We start from the raw sequence: 19824 nt of genomic DNA, 5'->3' as shown, positions 1-19824 counted from the left end.
CGTGTGTCCATTCGCACGCCCAAGCAATTCAGCGGCAAATGCAGCATCAGCCAGCGAGAAACAGCCTCTCCGCCGTGTAGAGCACGAGACCGGCCAGGCCGCCAATAATCATGCCATTGAAGCGGATATATTGCAGGTCCCTGCCGATGTTCATCTCGATCAGCCTCGTCAGCTGGGCAAGGTCCCAGCGCTTGACCTGATCGGCGATGAACGTCGACACACCGCTCTTCTGGCTCTCGACGAATGACGACAGCGCCACGACAAAGCCCCGGTTCATGTCGGCCCTGATCTGCGGATCGCCTGAGAGATGGCGGCCGACCTCGACGAACATGTTGGCGAGATGCGCGCGAACAATCGAATTCTCCGCCTTGGCGTCCTGTTCGATGAACACGCTGAGGCTCTGCCACATGTCGCCGGCGAGCGACTTCACTTCCGGCCGCGCCAGGAAATCGCGCTTCAGCTTCTCGGCCCGTTTGGCGTATTGCTTCGAGGTTCTGAGCCGCTCGATGAAGCTGTGCGCGAAACGGTCGAATTCGGCGCGCATCGGATGGTCGGGGTCGGCCCGCACCTCGTCAAGCAGCGAACCGGCGGAAGCGACGATCTTTTTCAGCAGATAGGCGTCGGCTCTGAACAGGTTGAACAGCGACGGCAATTCCTCGCGGATTTTCTCGCGCATGGTCGCCAGCGCCTCTTCATCGTTCAGGAACCGGCCGATCACCCTGGTGAATTCGTCGAAGAGCTTCTGGTGGCGGCGGTCGTCGGTCAGTGCCGACAGCAATTCGGCCGCGAGCGGCGCCAGCGGCACCTTGTCGATCTGCTCCAGCATGCGGCTGGTGACGAAGCCGCGCAGGCCGGATTGCTCGATCGCCGCAAGCGTCTGCGGGACCAGCCGTACGACGAAGCGTGACAGGCCGGCAGAGCGTTCGGCGTCAGTCAGCCAGTCGGCGACGAGTGCTGCAAAATCGACCTCGGCCAGCTTTTCCTGCACCGGCTCCGGCGCCAGAAAATTGACCTCGATGAAGCGGCCCAGATTATCGGCGATGCGGTTCTGGTTCGCTGGGATGATGGCGGTGTGCGGGATCGGCAGGCCCAGCGGCCGCTTGAACAGCGCCACCACCGCGTACCAGTCGGCCAGGCCGCCAATGGTCGCCGCCTCGGCGAAGGCCGCCACGAAGCCCAGCCACGGATACTTGGCCTCGAACGATTTGGCCACGGCAAAAACCACGACGCAAAGCACCAGCGCAGCCGTGGCGAGGAACTTTGTCCGCCGCAACGCGAAAAGCTTGGCGCCCGTCTCGGCATCAAAACCGCCAGGCGCCAGGGACGAAGCCGATTGGACATGATACGCCGCTCCTCATCGATCTCTTGGCTATCTGGCATGGGCTATTTAGGGGGTGTTTGGGCCCGTAGCATGATCGGATGGGCCGATTTCGTCCGGGAATTGCCGGTTTCGCACGCAAAGTTGACAAGAATGTTCATCTATCATGAAATCCCAGTCTGGAATTGTTCCAAGGTATAGGCCATATTCCGATCGGGCCAGTGTGGGCGAATCCGAAACTCCGGGTGAGAAAGCCGCACCAGCACAATCTAAAATCTGGTGCAGTTCCAGCGCGCCAGCACTCGGGTGAGGAATTAAATGCGGCTGACGCGCCAGACCAACTACGCCATGCGCATCCTGATGTATTGCGCCGCCAACAACGATCGCCTGAGCCGCATCCCCGAGATTGCGGCCGCCTATTCGGTGTCGGAGCTTTTCCTGTTCAAGATCCTGCAGCCGCTGGTCGAGCATGGCCTGGTCGAGACGGTGCGCGGCAGGAATGGCGGCGTGAGGATCGGCCGCCCCGCCGAGCAGATCAGCCTGTTCGACGTCGTACGGGTGACCGAAGAGAGCTTCGCCATGGCCGAGTGCTTCGAAAACGACGCCGCCGAATGCCCGCTGGTCGACAGCTGCCAGCTGAATTCGGCGCTGCGCGAGGCGCTCAACGCCTTCTTTGCCGTACTCTCCCGCTACACCATCGCCGATATGGTGGCGGCGCGCCCGAATGTGCGTCATTTGCTCGGCATCGACATGCTGGTCCAGCGAGCTCCGGCCGCCTGAGTTTTCTAGTGCATGTCGCTCAAAAGTGGCCCCGGTTTTGAGACAACGACATGCATAAAAACAAAGACCTAAAGCGCGTCGCCTGAGTCCGTTCAAACGCGACGCGCTTTTAGGCGGCTGACTGCGGCAAGACGAACGGCATGCTCGCCGCCGGCAACACACCGACCCTTAGCCGACAATCGAACACCTTTTCGATCAGATCGTCGCTCAGCACCTCCTGCGGTGAACCGTCGGCGGCGAGCCGGCCGCGATGCATCACGAAAATCCGGTCGGCATACATGGCCGTCAGATTGAGGTCGTGCAGGATGGCGATCACACCGCCGCCGCGCCGGGCGAAATCGCGGGCGATGTTCATGATGATCAGCTGGTGCTTGATATCGAGGCTGGAGACCGGCTCGTCGAGATAGAGATAGCGCGGCTTGCCGTCGAGCACCGGCGCCCAGACCTGGCACAGCACGCGCGCCAGTTGCACACGCTGTTGTTCGCCGCCCGAAAGCTCCTGATAGAAGCGGCCGGCAAAGCCGTCGAGGTCGACCCGCACCAGCGCCCGCTCGGGCAGACGATCATCTTCGCCCGGCAGAACGCCGGAACGGCCGCCGATAAGGCCGAGCCTGACCACTTCGTGCACGGTGAAGGGAAAGGACAGCGTCGCGGCCTGCGGCAGCACGGCACGCACAGTCGCGGCCTCCACCGGCTTCATCGCGGAGAGGTCGCGCCCGTTGACGGCCACTGTCCCCGCAAACGCCAGATCGCCCGACAACGCCTTCAAAAACGTCGTCTTGCCCGAGCCGTTGGGTCCGACGATTGCCGCAATTTCGCCCGGCCGCGCGACGAAATCGACATTGGCAACAATGCGCTTGCCGCCGATCGCCACCGAGACATCGCGTGCTTCGATCATGCCGCCTCACAAGTCGATTACGCCGCGCTTGCGCAGCAGGATCCAGAGGAAGAACGGCGCGCCGGCGATCGCCGTGACGATGCCGATTGGCAATTCGGCCGGCGCCACGATGACGCGGGCAACTGCGTCGGCAAGAAGCAGCATCGAGGCGCCGAGCAGCGCCGATGCGAGCAAAAGATAGCGATTGTCCGGACCGATCAGCAGCCGCAGCAGATGCGGCACGACGATGCCGACAAAACCGATGCCTCCGCTGACTGCGACAGAGGCGCCGACCGCTGCCGAGACGCCGACGATCGCGGTGTATTTCAGCCGCTGTACCGGGATGCCGAGATGTCCGGCCGTCGCCTCGCCGAGCGCCAGGGCGTTGAGGCCTTTGGCCAGGAACGGCATTGCCGCAAGCGCCAGGATGATGATCGGACCGACGGAAGCGATCTTCGGCCAGGTCGCGCCGCCCAGCGAGCCCAGTTGCCAGAAGGTCAGGTCGCGCAACTGCCGGTCGTCGGCCATGAAAATCAGGATACCGGTCAGCGCCATGGCAAGGGCTGCGAGCGCAATGCCGGCAAGCAGCATGGTAGCGACCGATGTGCGCCCCTGCCGCGTGGCGACGCGGTAGAGCACCAGCGTGACCGCAAGGCCGCCGCAGAAAGCGGCGAGCGGCAAGGCCAGCCCGCCGAGCGCCAGAGTGAGCGGCGCCAGCCACGTCGTGCCGAGCACGATGACGGCGACCGCGCCGAGGCTCGACCCGGCGGAAACGCCGATCAGGCCGGGATCGGCGAGCGGGTTGCGAAACAGGCCTTGCATGACCGCACCCGATACGGCCAGTGCCGCCCCGATGAGCACACCGAGCAGTACGCGCGGCATGCGGATATCGTAGACGATCAACCGGTCGCGGGCACCAAGCGCGGCGTCGTCCGGCGTGGCGCCGGTCAGCCAGTCACGAATGACACCAACGGCCGATGCATCGGAAGCGCCCGACCTCAGCGACAGGAACATCGAAAGGGCAAGCGCCACACACAGGAGCACAATAACCAGGCGAGCGCGCCCGGAACGATCGCCCTCGGCCACCTTGCCCGCCGCGCCGGCGATCGACTGATCCACCATCGGCTCAGTCCGTGACCTGGCTGCCATAGAGCGAGGCGGCCAGATCGTGGATGGCATCGGCCGTGCGCGGCCCGAAGCCGAGGAGATAGCTGCCATCCATCAGGGTCAGCTTGCGGCCTTCGCCCGCCGGCGTCGAGGTGATCGACGGGATGGCGAACAGCTCGGCCTCCGCAATCGGCGGGCCGGCATTCTTCATGGCCAGGATCACGTCCGGCCTGGCAGTGACGATCGCCTCGTCGGACATCTGCTTGTAGCCGGAAAAACCTTCGACCGCATTGACGGCACCGGCGAGCTTGATGATGCCGTCACCGGCGGTGTCGGTGCCGGCGGCCAGGATCTTGCCGCCCTGGATCGACAGCACGAACAGGATGCGCTTGCGCTGCTTGATCGACGCCGTCTGCTTCTCGGCCGCCTTCAGCTTGGCGTCGGTCTCAGCCACCAGCGTCTCGGCCTTGGCGTCGACGCCAAGCGCCTTGCCGACGATGCGGATCTTTTCCAGGATGCCGTCATGGCTGTAATGCTCGGGCACGTCGATGAACGGAACGCTCGACTTTTTCAGCACATCGACCGCTTCCTTCGGCCCACTGCCATGCAGCGCCAGAATGCCCGAAGGATTGACCGACAACACGCCTTCCGGCGACAGCTGGCGCATATAGCCGACGTCGGGCAGCGCGACCGCGGCGGCGGGGTAGCGGCTGGTCGAATCGCGGGCGACGAGATGACCTTCCTCGCCAAGCGCGTAGACGATCTCGGTGATCGAACCGCCGATCGCCACGATCCGCGACGTGTCGGCCAACACGGCCACGTTCTCGCTGGCCGGCACTGGGGCGGCAATAAACAGCGACAGGCCCATGGCCGCGGCAAGCGTCCTGAACAGTGAAATCATCGTCGTTTCCTCAGGCTGCGGTCGGGCTTGGAATGCGCGGCAGGTTCTCGGCAAGGAACCGCCAGTCGTCGCGCTCGCCCTCGCCTTCACGGCGCTTGCCGAAGAACTGGATGATCATCTTGCCGTCGGCGCCATAGGCTTCGAGCGAGGTGACATGACCGTCCTTGGTCGGTTTGCGCACCGCCCACACCTCCTGGATGTGGTCGGTGCGCAGATGCAAATGGAAGGTCTCGTCCATGACGTTGATCCACGGCCCCATCGGCTTGATCGACTTGACCGGGCCGGAATGGATCTGGATGCAGCCTCGGTTTCCGACAAAACACATGATCGGCATGCCGTCGGCGGCGGCATGGTGGAACATGGCGCCGATGGCGTCATTGTCGAGCAGCCAGGCATAGTCCTGGCCGACCATGCGCACGGCCTGGCGGCGGCTGAGCTTCAGCGCTTTCAACATGCCAAAGAACTGGTGGACGTCGGTCAGCCGGCTCCAGCGGTCGCGCAGATCATCGATGTCTGCGGCAATGCCCGACGTCTCCGCGTCGTCGTCGGCCAGGCCTGCGATAGACACGGTCGCCTCCTGGTTCGGCGATTCGAGTGCGGCCACGAGCTTCTGGTAGGCATAGAGATTGGACGCCGGCCGCAGATGCACCTTGTGCACCGCATCGCCGGCCGCGTCGAAGAATTGCAGGCTGCGGCGGATGTCGCCACCGTCGCGCTTTTCCACGGCAAAGCCATGCGCCCAGACCTTTGGAAAGATACGCAGGTCGATGTTTTCGCCCAGCACCATGGCATTGTGCGCGCCTGTGACAACCTTGTCGTAGACGCCGATCTTCTCGTGCACCGCGCTTTCGTTGCGGGTCAGCGCCATCACTTCGCCGACGGCGTCGAGGCCGGTCAGAAGATCGTTGACCCTGGGCTCGACGCGCACGACACCGTCGCCGCAATGCGCGGCCACCAGCTCGGCTTCGGAAATACCGAGCTCGGCGGCAAGATCGCGCTCGCGCGCTTTCGGATTGTCTGCCCGCGCTCGCCGGATTTCATGCGGTGCGGGTTTTACGCGCTGGTCCATGTCCTGCTTACCTGTCCTGCCTGGCGTTTTGGCCTGCCTGGCTGTTTCGTCACTTGTTGAGGATGAGCTTGCCCTGGCGGGTGATCTTCAGCCGATAGAGCGCCCCATGGTGCTCGATGCCGATCTCGTGCTCGCCCTGGAACAGCGTGTTGGAGGACAGCGTCCGCACCGCCAGCGGCACCCGGTCGAAGCGGGTCGGCGTCTCCTCGGAACGGCGGACGCGGTAACGGAAGTCGTTGGGATTGTGGGTGTTCATCTCTTTCGATCCCTTTCCTGTGCCGGGCAACTGGCTAGCGTTGTAAAAATGCCGATTCATTTCTTGACTCGAATAATCATGTTTATTAGTCAGTGCAATACCGGACAAAATGAGTCAACATTTAAGACGCCGGACAGAATGAAAAATGCCAGCGAGCACCAAGCCAGCCAGCATCGAACCTGGAATTTTGGAGTTGGGGCATGGGCTTGGGAAATTGTGGACGACTGGGTCTGGCGAACGCCGATCCGGTGCATCGGCCTATGGCAAAGGCAATGGCAGCCTTGCTTGCGGGGGCAGCGACGATCGCGCTGCTGACATCGCCGGCCAGCGCTCAGCAGGCTGCTCAGCCGGCCGCTGACCAGGCCGACCAGACCAGGAAAACCGAAGACACCAAGCCGGCGCCCGCCGGCGCGACCCTGCTGGACAAGATCCTCGTCATCAGCCGCACCGGCGAGACGGCAATCGAATCGCTGGCCTCAGCCAGCCATGTCGACCAGGAACAGCTCGACCGCCGCATGGCGACGACGCCGAACGAAATGCTGCTCGGTGTGCCTGGTGTCGCCGTGCAGGCCGATGCGCGACGCGTCAGCTCCAGCATCAACATCCGCGGCCTGCAGGATTTCGGTCGCGTCGCCGTCATCGTCGACGGCGCCAGGCAGAATTTCCAGCGCTCAGACCACGGCACGCAGTCGACCTTCTATGTCGATCCCGAGCTCATCAAATCCGTTGACGTCATTCGCGGACCGACCGCCAACACCTACGGCTCCGGCGCCATTGGCGGCGTCGTCTTCTTCGACACCAAGGATGCGGTGGATTTCCTCAGATCGGGCGAAACCTGGGCCGGCTCCGTCACCGGGCGCTATGAAAGCAACGGCAAGGGCTGGACCGCCAGCGCCAGCGGCGCCTACAAATTCAACGACGATTTGGATGTGCTGGGCAACATCGTCTACCGCGACTACGGCGACTACAAGAATGGCAGCGGCGACACCGTCGCCGGTACCGGTTTCGACGTGCTGAGCGGCCTGCTCAAGACCACAATCCGCCCGAGCGAGAACAGCGAATTGAAGCTCGGCTGGGTCGGCTCGAGCGACGGCTGGACGGAAACCAGCGGCGGCGTGCCGGCCAACGACGTCGACCTGAAGTCGAACACCTTCACCGCCCGCTACAACATCACTGACGACGCCAAGAGCTGGCTCGACCTCCACATCAACGCCTCCTACAACAAGACCAATCTCGACCTCACCACGCTGGTCCCGCAGAACCGCTTCGATCCGTCGACCGGCCTTCCCGTGCTGCTGCCCGTCGGTTCGACCTCGACCTTCGACGTTGGCACGGCCGGCGTCGACATCTGGAACACGTCGCGCTTCGAAACAGCCGGTGTTGCGCACGAATTGACCTATGGCGGCGACTGGGTGGGTGACGATGTCGAGACCGGCGGCACCGCCGGCGGCGACAGCTTCTACACCCCATCGGGCAAGCGTAGTGTTTCGGGCGCCTACATCCAGGACAAGCTCACCTGGGACTGGCTCGAGGTCATTGCCGGGCTGCGTTACGACAATTACAGCCTCGAAGACAGCACCCACGAAACGTCAGGTGATCGTCTGTCGCCGCGCATCACCGTTGGTGTCACGCCCTTCGAAAGCGCCAGCCTGGCGGGCCTGCAGTTCTATGGCACCTACGCGGAAGGCTACCGCTCGCCGTCGCTGACCGAAACGCTGATCAGCGGCAACCATCCGGCGGGCGTCACCTTCCCGTTCCTGCCCAATCCGAACCTGCGGCCAGAAACCGGCAAGACCACTGAATTCGGCGTCAACTACAAGCTGAACGACCTTATCGAGGCCGGCGACGCGTTCCGGCTCAAGGCCGGCTACTTCCACAACGATGTCGACGACTACATCGAAGGCGTCACGTTGTCGGCATTCGACCCGACCAGCGGTTGCCCGTTCGGCCCCGGCATCCCGATCTGCTTCCAGTACCAGAACGTCGCCCAGGCCAAGATCAACGGCTTCGAACTGGAAAGCGTCTACGATGCCGGCTGGGGCTATGCTGGCCTCTCAGCCTCGATCATCAACGGCCACACCATCTCCGATGAAGGCGAGCGGGCCGACCTTGCCACCATCCCGTCCTCGCAGGTCACCGGGCAGCTCGGCTTCCGCTTCCTTCAGGACAAGCTGACCGTCGGCGGCGAGGTGCAGTACAACGGCAAGCCGAAGGGCAACCCCGTGGCCAAGGATTATACTCTGGTCAACGCCTTCGCCAGTTACCAGGCCACCGACAATCTGAAGGTGGACTTCCGCGCCGACAATTTGTTCGACGTCAAATACACCAACCCGCTGAACGGCGGTACCACCGCCGTCATCTATGAACCCGGCATCACGCTGAAGCTGGCCGCAACCATGCGCTTTGGAGGCTGACACCCATGACAAGTTTGACGGCATCGCTTCGCCTCCTGACCTCGACGCTGGCGATGTCGCTTGGCTTGATGCCGGCGTGGGCTCAGTCCGCGTCGGCTCCGCAACTCAGCCTCGAGCTCAATGCCGCGCAGCCCTCCGAAAAGGGTTGCCGGCTGACCTTCGTCGTCAACAATGCGCTCGGCGCCGATCTTTCCAAGGCGGCATTCGAAATCGCGCTGTTCAACGAGGCCGGCATTGTCGACCGCCTGAGCGTGCTCGACTTCAAGGACCTGCCGGCCGGCAAGACCAAGGTGACCCGCTTCGACCTCGCCGGCACCGACTGCACCAAACTCAGCCGCGTGCTGATCAACAGCGCCACCGAATGCGCCGGCGTCGAACCGGGCGCCTGCATGCGCGGCCTGAAGACGCAGACCAAGACCGGTATCGCATTCGGCGTCTGAGGTGGGCCTGCATCCCGCCTTCCTGCACGACAATGCGACACGACCCGTCGCAGCTCCGCCGTCATGGCCGGCAACCGATCTTGATTTGACAATCCCACCCCGCTCGCGGCAGGTCTCGCCGCGAACCATGCAGGACATCACCCCCCTCCCCGACGCCGGCAACGAACCGGCGATTACGATGGACGAGCTCGCACAGCCGGCAGCCGCGGACCGCAAATGGACTGTGGCGATCGTCGCGTCCTGCCTGCTCCATGCCGCTGCCGCAGCGGCGTTCTTCATCGGACCCGCAGGGACATTCGATTCCAGTAACGCGATACAATCCGAAGGCACCGACCAATCGGGCGCCGAGGTGGTCGGCAGCGCCTTGGACAGCCAGGCTCCCGACGCGGTCGATGTTACCCTGGTAACCGATCCGCAGCCGGCCAAGCCCGAGGCCGTTCGACCCGTGCCGCCGACCGAGGCGCCTCAACCGGTAAAGGAGCCGGCGGCGCCCAAGCCTGCGCCGGAAGCCGCCGAACAGACGACCGCCGCGCCAGATACACTGACGGCCGCCATCCCGAATGATCAAACTGTCGCCCCAAGCGCTGAGACGTCGACTCCGCCAGGGGTTCAAACGCAAAGTTCAGAGGCACCGCCCGCCGACGAGCCCGCCGTTGATTTGCCTGCTGCCAAACCACCAGTCCCGAGCCCGCGGCCGACCCCTCCAGCCGGATCTGGAGATACCCGCGGTGCGGCAGATGGCGAAGAACGCGACGCACCGGCGGTTGCCAGCAAGGGTAAAAACCAGGACGCGGCTGGCAATGCGATGGAATCTCGTTACGGCGGTGAAATTCAAAAGAAGCTTGCCCGCGCTAACCGGCGCGTTTCGAAGGAAATTCAAGCCAAGGCTCGCAACAATGCCAGGGTCTATTTCGTCGTCATGGCTGACGGCAGCGTCAGCGACTTGCAGCTTGTCGAAAGTTCAGGGTCTGCCGAACTAGACCAATTCGCTTTGAAACTGGTGCGCCAGCAAGCCCCGTTCCCGCCCATTCCACCCGAGACCGGATTATCAAGTTGGGTGTTCAGGGCGCGGATCGGTCCGTTTTAACCAGCTCGCAGACCTTCGCCAAATCGTCCATCAATTCAAGAGGAAGCCCAATGTACATCGCCATGAACCGCTTCAAGGTCCAGAACGGCTTGGAGACCGCTTTCGAGGATGTCTGGAAGAACCGCGATTCGAGCCTCTCGGAGATGAAAGGCTTCAGGGAATTCCACTTGCTGCGCGGCCCGGTCAACGAGCCCGAGGGTTACACGCTATTTGCCTCGCACACGGTGTGGGCAAGCCATGAGGATTTCGTCGCCTGGACCAAATCCGAGAATTTTCGCGCCGCCCACCGCAACACCGGCACGTCGAAGGTGCACTATCTCGGCCATCCGCAGTTCGAAGGCTTTTCGGTCGTCGAAGGCGCCTGATTGAGATTTCACCCGTCGACGAGATCTGACGACGGGCAGATGCCGTCATGTTCCGGTTGAATTCCGGCCGCCCAGTCGCTGAAGCCACTGGGCAATGTGCAGGCGCAGCCGCCGCCAGGGCTGTCCGCGTGTCAGGTAGCGCGCCAACCGCGGATCACCGGCCAGCTCCGGGAATTGGCGCACATGCTGCGTCAGGAATGCAGCTATGAAATTGCGCCCGTTGAGATCGCTGAGCCAGGCAGAATTCGCCAGCAAATAGTCTGCGGCATCCGCCGCCAACACGCTCCTGTAGCTCCTGTATGCAGGCGTTTGCCGCACATTGGCGCCGGCAAAGGCAGTTCCGGTGGACAGGTTGGAGCCATGCAGGCGATAGAGCCCGAGACCTTCTGACAGGATGAGGCTGCCGCCGGCCTGGTGCGCGAGTGTCGCCGTCAGATAATCCGTCCCGACCTTGGCCTTGAACGGGAAGGACAATACCGGTTCCAGCGCGCCACGCCGGTACATGATCGCCGAGCATTGCGACCACAGCCAGCCCGTCACCGCAGGTGCGAAATAGGTTACCGGATGCTCCGATGCGTAGGCGATCCCGGGCGCCATGCCGGCAAGCCGGCCACCGGGCGCGATGGCGACGCCACTGCGATCCGCTCCGGACCGCGGTTTGCGCAAGGCAAGGAAGGTACCGCCCAGCAAGGTGCCGTCGCCATCGACAAGGAACACATCGGAACTCGACAGTGCGGCCGAATGCGTCGTGTTGAGGTGGGCGGACAGATGCGCGAGGAGAAAATCCGGCAGCCACACGTCATCGGCGTCGAGAAACGCGACGAAGGGCGCGTCGGTTGCGGCAAAGCCGTCGCGGAATCCCGCGGTCTGGCCGCCATTCTCCGTGCGCGCCAACAGGCGCAGGCGCGGGTCGTCTATATCCCTTAGAAGCTGTCGGACATGGTCGGCCGAGCCGTCCGTCGAGGCATCGTCGACGATGACGCATTCCCAATTCCGGTAGGTCTGCGCAAGCACCGAGCGGATCGCCTGTTCGACGTACGGCCGATAATTGAAGCAGGTGATGACCACCGCCACGCGCGGCAGCTCAAACGGTCGGGACGTGTCTTCCATCTGTTCGGCTGCCCCGCTCGAGTTGCTCTCTATCCCTTGCGCATACCCTTGCAACCCGACGCAGGCAAGCGAGCCGCGAAAAGCCCCCTAGGCCGCCGCGAGCAGGCTGGCATTGCCGCCGGCGGCCGTGGTGTCGACGCAGACAGCGCGTTCATGCGCATAGGCCGCCGGGTTGAGCACCTCGCTGACCAGCGGCACGATCGGCCCGCTGCGGTCGGCAATGACCTTGCGCACGATCCGCGCCGCCTCGGGCCTGCCCGAGAAGGCGACGACATGGACGCGCAGCGAACGCGCTTCGACTGGGTCTGGCCGACCGTCTATGGCCGCCAGCGGCAACCCCTTGCCGGTCAGCGCCGACAGTGCCGCCGGCGCGCTCGGCGCCACGGCCAGCACCGCATTGCCGGCGGCCAGCGCCTGGATCGTCTGGGCAAGCAGCGTGTCGGCGTCCGGACCGAGGCACAGCACCCGGCCACGCGGCGACAGCGACAGCGTGTTGGCCTCGCCGGTCGGTCCGGGCAGGTCGACCTGGCCGAAATCGATGGCGGCTGCAGCGCCGATCGCTGCAGCGCCCTTGCCGCGCAGATGCTTTCTCAAGATGGCGATGCGGTCCGGCCGCGTCGACCAGCCGCCAAGCGTCGGATCGGGCAGATTGTCGGCCAGTTCGGTCGCCGTCACCTTGTGGCCCTCGGCAATCTCCGTGCCCGCCTCCGGCCCCTTGCGGAACCGCCGGAGATAATGCGGCCCGCCGGCCTTCGGCCCGGTGCCCGAAAGCCCCTCGCCGCCAAAGGGCTGCGAGCCGACGACGGCGCCGATCTGGTTGCGGTTGACATAGATGTTGCCGGCATGGATGCCGTCGACGAAATGCTGGACGCGGCCTTCGATGCGGGTGTGCAGGCCGAAGGTCAGGCCATAGCCTTTGCGGTTGATGGCGGCGATGACGGCGTCGATCCCGTCGGCGTCGAAGCTGGCGACATGCAGCACCGGACCGAACACTTCGCGCTCCATCTCCTCGATGCCTTTGACCCGGAACACATGCGGCGCAACGAAGCGGCCATCTTTGGGTGCTTCGAGCTTGGCGATCAGCCGGCCCTGCAGCCCCATTTTGGTGCAATACTCGCGGATCGAGTTCTGCGCCTCGTCATCGATGACCGGCCCAACATCGGTCGAAATCTGCCAGGGATCGCCGATGGTGAGCGCTTCCATGGCGCCCTTCAGCATCTCCAGCATCTTCTTCTCGACATCCTTCTGCACGTAAAGCACGCGCAGCGCCGAGCAGCGCTGGCCCGCACTCTGGAAGGCGGACGCCAGGATGTCGCGCACCGCCTGTTCGGGCAGTGCTGTGGAATCGACAATCATGGCATTGAGACCGCCGGTCTCGGCGATCAGCATGGCGTCGGGCGCAGCTGTCTCGGCCAGTTGCTTCTCGATCAGCTTTGCAACCTCGGTCGAGCCGGTGAAGCAGACGCCGGCAATGCGCGGATCCGCGGTCAGCGGTCCGCCGACCGACGGGCCGTCGCCCGGCAGAAGCTGGATCACATCTTCCGGCACGCCGGCCTCGCGCAGCAGCTCGACGGCGCGGAAGGCGATCAGCGGCGTCTGTTCGGCTGGCTTGGCGATGACCGAATTGCCGGTGACGAGCGCTGCCGCGATCTGGCCGGTGAAGATGGCGAGCGGGAAATTCCACGGCGAAATGCACACGATCGCGCCGCGCGCCTCGGTGCCCGCTTCGTTGTTGGCCGCTTCGGCAGCGTAGTAACGCAGGAAGTCGACGGCTTCGCGCACTTCAGCCACGCCGTCGGCCAGCGACTTGCCGGCTTCCCTTGTAGCCAGCGCGAAAAACTCGACCGCATTGGCCTCATAGAGGTCGGCGGCGCGGTTGAGGATGGCGGCGCGCTCGGCGACGGGACGCTTCGCCCAGGCCGGCTGCGCTTCCACAGCAAAGCGCACCGCGGTCGCGACCTGCTTGGCAGCGGCTTCGGCGACCGTGCCGACGATCTCGGCAGGCTTTGCCGGATTGACCACCGGGCGCTGCTTGCCGTAGCCGGCGGCGCGCGTGATCGGCTTGGCATGCCAGCGCTCGGGCCCGGCAAAGGCCGCCTTGGCCTTGTCGATCGCCGCCAGCGTCACCGGATCGGTGATGTCGAACCCCTTCGAGTTGCGCCGACCAGCGCCGAAGATCGTCGCAGGACGAGCGATTGCCGGATTGGCGGCGGGGCCCTGGCTCTCGACCGTCTCGAGCGGATCGCGCGCAATATCCTCCGGCTCGACGTCCTCGTCGGTGAGCTGATGGACGAAGGAGGAGTTGGCGCCATTCTCCAGCAGGCGGCGAACCAGATAGGCCAAGAGGTCGGAGTGCGCGCCGACCGGCGCATAGATGCGGCAGCGCGTGCCTTCGGCCTGGCGCACCGTCTCATGCAGCGCCTCGCCCATGCCGTGCAGGCGCTGGAATTCGAAAGCGTCACGGTTGTCAGCCATCGACAGGACGGCAGCGACTGTATGGGCGTTGTGCGTGGCGAATTGCGGATAGATGCGGTCGGTCATCGACAGCAACTTCCTGGCGCAGGCCATGTAGGAAACATCGGTGTTGGCCTTGCGGGTGAAGACAGGGTAGCCGGAAAGCCCGAGCGTCTGTGCCCGCTTGATCTCGGTGTCCCAATAGGCGCCCTTGACCAGCCGCACCATGATGTTGCGGTCGTACTTTTTCGCCAGCGCATAGAGCCAGTCGATGGTGAAGGCCGCGCGCGGGCCGTAGGCCTGGACGACGACGCCAAAGCCATTCCAGCCGGCAAGCTCCGGCTCGGACAACACACGCTCGATCACATCGAGCGACAGGTCGAGCCGGTCGGCCTCCTCGGCGTCGATGTTGAGGCCCATGCGCGAATGGCGTGCGGCCAGCGCCAGCGACAGCAGCCGCTCGGCCATCACCGGCAGCATCTTTTCCTTCTGTGCCTCTTCGTAGCGCGGATGCAGCGCCGACAGTTTGACCGAGATGCCGTGGTTCTGGCGGATATCGGGACCGTTGGAGCCTGAATCGAGCGAGGAGATCGCATCGGCATAGGCCTTGAGGTAGCGCAGCGCGTCGGCCTCGGTGCGGGCCGCCTCGCCCAGCATGTCGAAGGAATAGAGATAACCTTTCTGGATCATCGACTTGCCGCGCTTGACGGCTTCCGCAATGGTGCGGCCGAGCACGAACTGCTCGCCCATTTCGCGCATGGCGGCGGCGACCGCCTTGCGGATCACCGGTTCGCCCAGCCGGCGAACCATCGAGCGCAGCGTGCCTTCAATGCCGCCCTCGCCTTCGTCGAGCACACGGCCGGTCAGCATCAGCGCCCAGGTCGAGGCGTTGACGAAGATCGAGCTCGAACCGCCCGAATGCGCCGACCAGTCATGCGGTGCGATCTTGTCGGCGATCAGGTCGTCCATGGTCTCGGTGTCGGGCACGCGCAGCAGTGCCTCGGCCAGGCACATCAGCGCCACGCCTTCCTTGGTGGAGAGGCCGTAGGCCGAGAGAAAAACCTCCATCAGCCGCGGGTCGGACGAGCCGCGCACCGCGCGCACCAGATCCGCGGCACGGGCCGAGACGGCTTTGCGGTCATCGGCCGAAAGTTCTGTCGCGGCAGCCAGGCGCTTCACAGCCGCGTCTTCGTCGGGCAGGTAGTTGGCGCGGATCTGCTGGCGGATGGTGTCGAGCGGCATGGCGGTCCTGCGGAGCAAGCATCTGGGAGCGGGCCGGCGGTCGCCGGACCGAATGGCGCAAGCTAGCACAGAGCCGCATTTTCGGCCGGTCCAAAGAAATCGACATGCCAGGCCGAGCGGTCTATCATGCGGCTAAATTGTTATCAGATGGACTGTGATATCCGTGACAGGAGACCAATTGGACCGCATCGACAGAAACATCCTGTCGGCGCTGGCGCGCGACGGGCGGCTGTCCATGTCGGAACTGGCCGGCAAGGTCGGCCTGTCGAAGACGCCGGTGCAGGCGCGGGTGAAGCGCCTGGAGAAGGACGGCTATATCAGGGGCTATCAGGCGATCATCGATCGCGAGCGCATGGGCGAAGGTCATGTCGCCTTCGTCCAGGTCAAACTGTCGGACACACGCTCGGCCGCGCTCGATGCTTTCAATCGCGCGGTGCAGGCCGTGCCGGAGATCGAGCAGTGCCACATGATGGCGTCGAGCTTCGATTATCTTCTGAAGGTCCGCACCACGGACATCGCCGCCTATCGCCGTGTCCTCGGCGAGCGCATCTCGGCATTGCCGCATGTTGCGCAGACTTCAACCTTCGTGGCCATGGAGACGGTGAAGGATCGCTGACTCACTCCGACAGCGTCTTCAAAAACGCCACCAGCGCCGCGCGTTCGCGGTCCGACAGTTGCAGCGGGTGGACCTCGGAGGTGCCCTCGACGCTCGCCTCCGCCTTCGCATAGTGCGCCACCACCTCCTCCAGCGTGGAGAACTGTCCGGCATGCATATAGGGCGGCCGTGTCGCCGCGCCCCGCAGCGACGGCGTCTTGTAGGCGCGCATCAGTTCGGGTGCTGCCTTGACGATGAAGCGCAGCTCGCCGCAGGCGCCGGCGTCGCCATCGCGGAAGGCGCCGAAGCAGTTGAATGGGTCGGCCTGAACCTGGGCCACCGCATCGAAACGGCCGCGATCCAATGGCAAATCCCTGACCGGCGGCACGCCGGTGTTGTGGAAAGCGTTGTCGGTGAAGCGCGGGCCGTTATGGCAGGTGACGCAATTGGCCTTGCCGATGAACAGTTTCAGCCCGAGCATCTCCTCCGGCGAAAAGGCATCGTCGGCTTTCGGCTTGGCGCCTGACGCAAGATCGATGGCAAAGCGGTCAAAGCGCGTCTGTGCCGGTTCGACCGACCGTTCGAAGGCGGCGATCGCCTTGCCGATGTTGGAAAAGACGCGGTTGACGTCGTCCATTTCCGCCGCGGTCATTGCCTTCCATGCCGCCTGCTCGGCCTCGTTGCCGAGCGGGCTGGCGTTGGCCGGCACGGCGGAAAGATCCGGCAGTGGCCCGAAGATGCGCTCGTAGCGCGCACCAAAGCGCTTCTGGATGTAATGGGCGAAGGCGGCGCGGTTCCCCGCCTGCTCAAGCGGGTTTTCCAGCGGCGTCAGCGCCTGCGCCCACAGGCTGTCGCGCCGTCCATCCCAGAAGAACCACGGATTGCGGGCAATGCCGGCCAGCGGCATCGAGCGCCTGTTGGTTCGGCCAACGCCGACGGATTGCGGCAGGTCATCCTGGAATTGCCGGTCGATCTTGTGGCAGGTCGAGCAGGATACGTTCCCGTCACGGCTCATCCCCTGGTCGAAGAACAGAGTGGAGCCCAGGGCGGCGGCGGCCGGCACGTCGGCGAAGCGGTTGGTGGTGTCGGGTTTGAGCGCCGGCAAGGTGTTCAGCGCCAGCGAAGCGATGGTCTTCTTCTCGGCATCGGAAAAATCCGGTTTGCCGCAGCCGGCAACGAGCACGACCGCCGCCAATGCCAGAAGGCGCAACAGGCCGTTCATCCGCTCACAGCACCACGTTGAAGACGACCGTGTCGGAACCGGCCGCCGCCGAAATGGCGAAGCGCAACTGCCACACGCCGCTCATGGTGAATTTCAGCCCCTCGATCCGGTAGCGCCCCTCGCCAAGATAGTCGGTCGCCTGCGGACTGGTCGGCAAGCCGTGATTGTGCTGCGGCATGCCGCCGGACACCGAGATCGCCGCACCTTCCACGGAATCGCCCTTGACCGTCTTCAGGGTCAGCAACCAGGATTGCAGTTCGCCTTGCCGGATAACGCCGCGTTCCGGCTGAATGCTGGCGACAAACAAGCCGTTCGCCGTCTTCTTCGAGCGCGAAATATCCGGGCTCGGCGCCGACTGCGGCGCGGTCAGATAGACGATCGCCAATATGCCAGCCAGCAAGGCGGCCAGACCAACGCCCGCAAGAAGATAACGCCATATCGATGCCAAACCGGTTCCTCTTCTGGGCATAACGTCTCGGGAAGCAATTCGCGTCCCGCCGCTTCTGTGGGAAAACGCTTCTGGCGCAAAAAACCGCCGCCGCCAAGCATGGCGCTGCCGGCCGCAAAAAGCTACAGCAGCGAACTGATCCGGAGACAGATACATGGCAGCAGACGGCGTCGCTTCGATCGGTGAATGCATGCTCGAACTGTCGGGCCAGGCCGGGCCGAACTGGCGCATGGGCTTTGCCGGCGACACGTTCAACACGCTGTGGGCGCTGCATGCGCTGAGCGGCGAGCGGCCGGCGACCTATGTCTCCGCCTTTGGCGACGATCCCTTCTCGCAGGGCCAGATTTCGTTCTTCGCCGAAAACGGCATCGGCATCGGCGCCAGCCCGGTCATCCCAGGCGCGCGGCCCGGCCTCTACGCCATCACCTTGACCGGTGCCGAACGCGCCTTCACCTATTGGCGCAGCGACGCGGCGGCCAGGCGGCTTGCCTCGGACCCGGCCGCCTTGGCAAAAAGCCTTGAAAGCCAGGCGCTTGTGTATTTTTCCGGAATCACTTTAGCAATTCTGGATGCCGCCGCGCGCAAGACGTTGCTGGCAGAAGTGGCCAAGGCGCGGGCTGCCGGTTCGCTCGTCGCCTTCGACCCCAACTACCGGCCGCGCCTGTGGCAGAGCCGCGAGGAGGCGCAAGCCGCGATACGCGACGCGCTTGCCGTCGCCGACATCGCGCTGCCGACCTTTCCCGACGAGCAGATGCTGTTTGGCGACTCGGCACCGCAAGCGACCGCCGAACGGTTCGGAAAACTCGTCGGCGAAGTCGTCGTCAAGAATGGCGAGAAGCCCGCGCTGATCGCCACTGGCGGAGCCCTGCAGCCGGTTCCGGCCCAGCATGTCGCCACCCCGGTCGACACCACCGGCGCCGGCGATTCCTTCAATGGCGGCTATCTCGCCGCCCGGCTTGCCGGCCATGCCCCGGCGGATGCCGTGCAGCGCGCGCATCGCGTCGCCGCCGCTGTCGTGCAGGTGCGAGGCGCGCTGGCGCCGTTCGAGGTTCTAAGAACCGCTTTCGAGGGCTAGTCTAAGACCTTAGGGAAGCCTGAAACGATATTCCGTCACCTGATGATAGATCTGGCCCGGCCACAGCGTGGCCTGCGGAAAATAGGGCCGGTTCGGCGCGTCGGGCCAGGTCTGCGCTTCCAGGCAAAAGCCGGAAAACGCCTTGTAGCGCCGTCCGTCCAGGCCGCCCGAGGTCGGCGCGACATACTGGCCGGTGTAAAGCTGCAGGCCCGGCTCGGTGGTCCAGACTTCCATCTCGACGCCGGAATTGGCGCCTTGCGCCCACGCCACCTGGTGAAGCGGGCCCCGGGCTGACGCCAGGCAGAAATTGACGTCGTAGGGAAGCTGCTCGCCTTCCGTTTCCATCCGCAGCGGCCGCGCCTGGCGGAAGTCGAAGGGCGTGCCGTCGACAGGTTTGACCACGCCGGTCGGGATCATCTCGCCATCGATCGGCGTATAGGCGCCGGCATTCAGCATCAGCCGGTGGTCGAGAATGTCACCGGCGCCGCCATCGTCGAGATTGAAATAGGAATGCTGCGCCAGATTGCACAGCGTCGGCTCCTCGCAAGTGGCGGTCAGTTCCATCGAGAGCGTGCCGGGAATCTTCAGCCGGTAGGTGCAGGTGACGTCGAGCGCGCCGGGAAAGCCCATCGTGCCCTCGGGATCGTGCAGGGTCAGCGTGACAAAATCCCGGCCGTGCAGCGAAACCGTCCACGGCCGGTGGAAGAAGCCCTCCGAGCCGCCATGCAGCGTGTGCTTGCCGAGGAAATTGCGCTCGGTCTGGTAGCGCTGGCCGGCAATGGTGAAGCGGCCGTCGCGGATGCGGTTGGCATAGCGGCCGACGACCGCGCCGAAGAAGGCCCGGTCAGTCTCGTAAGGCTCGAAGCGATCGTAGCCCAGCACCAGCGGCGCATCGTGGCCGGCGAGCCGCAGATCCTGGATGATTGCGCCGAGCCCGATGATGTTGGCGCTGATGCCGCCGCCCCGGATGGTGAAACGGCGAACGGATTCGCCTGCCTGCGTCGTGCCGAAGACTTCGCCGTCCTTCATCGCTATGTCCAAATGCTAATTCGTCGATCTATCGA

At 64.4% G+C, this 19824-nt stretch carries 18 protein-coding genes; 7 read left to right on the top strand and 11 right to left on the bottom strand.

Going from position 1 to position 19824, the window contains the following annotated elements:
• Positions 1-46: 46 nt before the first annotated feature.
• Positions 47-1321: a DUF445 domain-containing protein gene (locus tag NKL04_RS05445; RefSeq protein WP_352724035.1), complete on the bottom strand. Its 1275-nt coding sequence runs from the start codon at positions 1319-1321 to the stop codon at positions 47-49.
• Between the two features lie 315 nt (positions 1322-1636).
• On the opposite strand from NKL04_RS05445, the gene rirA reads away from it, so the two are divergent.
• The gene (gene rirA, locus NKL04_RS05440; RefSeq protein ID WP_023672640.1) at positions 1637-2098 is read left to right on the top strand and encodes an iron-responsive transcriptional regulator RirA; all 462 of its coding nucleotides are present in this window, start codon (positions 1637-1639) and stop codon (positions 2096-2098) included.
• Positions 2099-2207: 109 nt separating this feature from the next.
• On the opposite strand, the gene NKL04_RS05435 is transcribed toward rirA, so the two are convergent.
• The 5 genes from NKL04_RS05435 to hemP are packed head-to-tail and all read right to left on the bottom strand — an operon-like array spanning position 2208 to position 6308.
• Positions 2208-2996, bottom strand: a complete 789-nt coding sequence (locus NKL04_RS05435) for a heme ABC transporter ATP-binding protein (protein WP_023681728.1) — start codon at positions 2994-2996, stop codon at positions 2208-2210.
• 6 nt (positions 2997-3002) lie between these two features.
• Entirely contained in the window at positions 3003-4097 is a 1095-nt protein-coding gene (locus tag NKL04_RS05430) for a FecCD family ABC transporter permease (protein ID WP_286461669.1), read from the bottom strand.
• Positions 4098-4101: 4 nt separating this feature from the next.
• On the bottom strand, positions 4102-4983 hold the full coding sequence (locus tag NKL04_RS05425) for a heme/hemin ABC transporter substrate-binding protein (RefSeq protein WP_031194752.1): 882 nt from the start codon (positions 4981-4983) through the stop codon (positions 4102-4104).
• A 10-nt stretch (positions 4984-4993) separates the two neighbouring features.
• A complete protein-coding gene (locus NKL04_RS05420; protein ID WP_023681730.1) occupies positions 4994-6052 on the bottom strand; it encodes a hemin-degrading factor in 1059 nt (352 codons plus the stop codon).
• A 49-nt stretch (positions 6053-6101) separates the two neighbouring features.
• Positions 6102-6308 carry a hemin uptake protein HemP gene (gene hemP / locus NKL04_RS05415; RefSeq protein ID WP_023673860.1) on the bottom strand — a complete coding sequence of 69 codons (207 nt, stop codon included), beginning with the start codon at positions 6306-6308 and terminating at the stop codon, positions 6102-6104.
• A gap of 272 nt (positions 6309-6580) precedes the next feature.
• Here hemP and NKL04_RS05410 point away from each other — a divergent pair, with 272 nt between their 5' ends.
• From NKL04_RS05410 to hmuQ, 4 genes are all read left to right on the top strand, one after another.
• Complete coding sequence (locus NKL04_RS05410; protein ID WP_031209530.1) at positions 6581-8722, top strand: TonB-dependent hemoglobin/transferrin/lactoferrin family receptor; 2142 nt, start codon at positions 6581-6583, stop codon at positions 8720-8722.
• Between the two features lie 5 nt (positions 8723-8727).
• Positions 8728-9162: a hypothetical protein gene (locus tag NKL04_RS05405; protein ID WP_023673858.1), complete on the top strand. Its 435-nt coding sequence runs from the start codon at positions 8728-8730 to the stop codon at positions 9160-9162.
• A 127-nt stretch (positions 9163-9289) separates the two neighbouring features.
• Positions 9290-10249: an energy transducer TonB family protein gene (locus NKL04_RS05400; RefSeq protein ID WP_023697661.1), complete on the top strand. Its 960-nt coding sequence runs from the start codon at positions 9290-9292 to the stop codon at positions 10247-10249.
• 50 nt (positions 10250-10299) lie between these two features.
• On the top strand, positions 10300-10614 hold the full coding sequence (hmuQ, locus tag NKL04_RS05395; RefSeq protein ID WP_023701717.1) for a heme-degrading protein HmuQ: 315 nt from the start codon (positions 10300-10302) through the stop codon (positions 10612-10614).
• A gap of 45 nt (positions 10615-10659) precedes the next feature.
• Here the strand turns inward: hmuQ and NKL04_RS05390 are convergent, their stop codons facing one another.
• Positions 10660-11724 carry a glycosyltransferase gene (locus NKL04_RS05390; protein WP_023701718.1) on the bottom strand — a complete coding sequence of 355 codons (1065 nt, stop codon included), beginning with the start codon at positions 11722-11724 and terminating at the stop codon, positions 10660-10662.
• An 87-nt stretch (positions 11725-11811) separates the two neighbouring features.
• Positions 11812-15420, bottom strand: coding sequence for a bifunctional proline dehydrogenase/L-glutamate gamma-semialdehyde dehydrogenase PutA (gene putA / locus NKL04_RS05385; protein ID WP_023735259.1), 3609 nt, complete (start codon positions 15418-15420; stop codon positions 11812-11814).
• A 163-nt stretch (positions 15421-15583) separates the two neighbouring features.
• On the opposite strand from putA, the gene NKL04_RS05380 reads away from it, so the two are divergent.
• Entirely contained in the window at positions 15584-16036 is a 453-nt protein-coding gene (locus NKL04_RS05380) for an Lrp/AsnC family transcriptional regulator (RefSeq protein WP_023688158.1), read from the top strand.
• Between the two features lies 1 nt (position 16037).
• Here NKL04_RS05380 and NKL04_RS05375 read toward each other — a convergent pair whose 3' ends face one another.
• Together NKL04_RS05375 and NKL04_RS05370 are read right to left on the bottom strand one after the other, a co-directional pair.
• On the bottom strand, positions 16038-17237 hold the full coding sequence (locus NKL04_RS05375) for a cytochrome-c peroxidase (RefSeq protein WP_023700295.1): 1200 nt from the start codon (positions 17235-17237) through the stop codon (positions 16038-16040).
• 4 nt (positions 17238-17241) lie between these two features.
• Positions 17242-17685, bottom strand: coding sequence for a FixH family protein (locus NKL04_RS05370; RefSeq protein ID WP_023691049.1), 444 nt, complete (start codon positions 17683-17685; stop codon positions 17242-17244).
• Positions 17686-17839: 154 nt separating this feature from the next.
• On the opposite strand from NKL04_RS05370, the gene NKL04_RS05365 reads away from it, so the two are divergent.
• The gene (locus NKL04_RS05365) at positions 17840-18760 is read left to right on the top strand and encodes a sugar kinase (RefSeq protein WP_023700296.1); all 921 of its coding nucleotides are present in this window, start codon (positions 17840-17842) and stop codon (positions 18758-18760) included.
• 9 nt (positions 18761-18769) lie between these two features.
• On the opposite strand, the gene NKL04_RS05360 is transcribed toward NKL04_RS05365, so the two are convergent.
• Positions 18770-19795, bottom strand: a complete 1026-nt coding sequence (locus NKL04_RS05360; protein ID WP_023700297.1) for an aldose epimerase family protein — start codon at positions 19793-19795, stop codon at positions 18770-18772.
• Positions 19796-19824: the final 29 nt, after the last annotated feature.

This window comes from Mesorhizobium sp. C264A, assembly GCF_040324515.1.
GTDB lineage: Bacteria > Pseudomonadota > Alphaproteobacteria > Rhizobiales > Rhizobiaceae > Mesorhizobium.
Note: the sequence above shows the minus strand (reverse complement) of the source record. Positions and strands in the feature narration are given on the sequence as shown.

Coding starts and splice junctions, on each gene's coding strand:
- NKL04_RS05375 (WP_023700295.1), bottom strand. CDS start 17,237: ATGAACGGCCTGTTGCGCCTTCTGGCATTGGCGGCGGTCGTGCTCGTT.
- NKL04_RS05430 (WP_286461669.1), bottom strand. CDS start 4,097: ATGGTGGATCAGTCGATCGCCGGCGCGGCGGGCAAGGTGGCCGAGGGC.
- hemP (WP_023673860.1), bottom strand. CDS start 6,308: ATGAACACCCACAATCCCAACGACTTCCGTTACCGCGTCCGCCGTTCC.
- NKL04_RS05405 (WP_023673858.1), top strand. CDS start 8,728: ATGACAAGTTTGACGGCATCGCTTCGCCTCCTGACCTCGACGCTGGCG.
- putA (WP_023735259.1), bottom strand. CDS start 15,420: ATGCCGCTCGACACCATCCGCCAGCAGATCCGCGCCAACTACCTGCCC.
- NKL04_RS05365 (WP_023700296.1), top strand. CDS start 17,840: ATGGCAGCAGACGGCGTCGCTTCGATCGGTGAATGCATGCTCGAACTG.
- NKL04_RS05435 (WP_023681728.1), bottom strand. CDS start 2,996: ATGATCGAAGCACGCGATGTCTCGGTGGCGATCGGCGGCAAGCGCATT.
- NKL04_RS05425 (WP_031194752.1), bottom strand. CDS start 4,983: ATGATTTCACTGTTCAGGACGCTTGCCGCGGCCATGGGCCTGTCGCTG.
- NKL04_RS05410 (WP_031209530.1), top strand. CDS start 6,581: ATGGCAGCCTTGCTTGCGGGGGCAGCGACGATCGCGCTGCTGACATCG.
- hmuQ (WP_023701717.1), top strand. CDS start 10,300: ATGTACATCGCCATGAACCGCTTCAAGGTCCAGAACGGCTTGGAGACC.
- rirA (WP_023672640.1), top strand. CDS start 1,637: ATGCGGCTGACGCGCCAGACCAACTACGCCATGCGCATCCTGATGTAT.
- NKL04_RS05420 (WP_023681730.1), bottom strand. CDS start 6,052: ATGGACCAGCGCGTAAAACCCGCACCGCATGAAATCCGGCGAGCGCGG.
- NKL04_RS05390 (WP_023701718.1), bottom strand. CDS start 11,724: ATGGAAGACACGTCCCGACCGTTTGAGCTGCCGCGCGTGGCGGTGGTC.
- NKL04_RS05400 (WP_023697661.1), top strand. CDS start 9,290: ATGCAGGACATCACCCCCCTCCCCGACGCCGGCAACGAACCGGCGATT.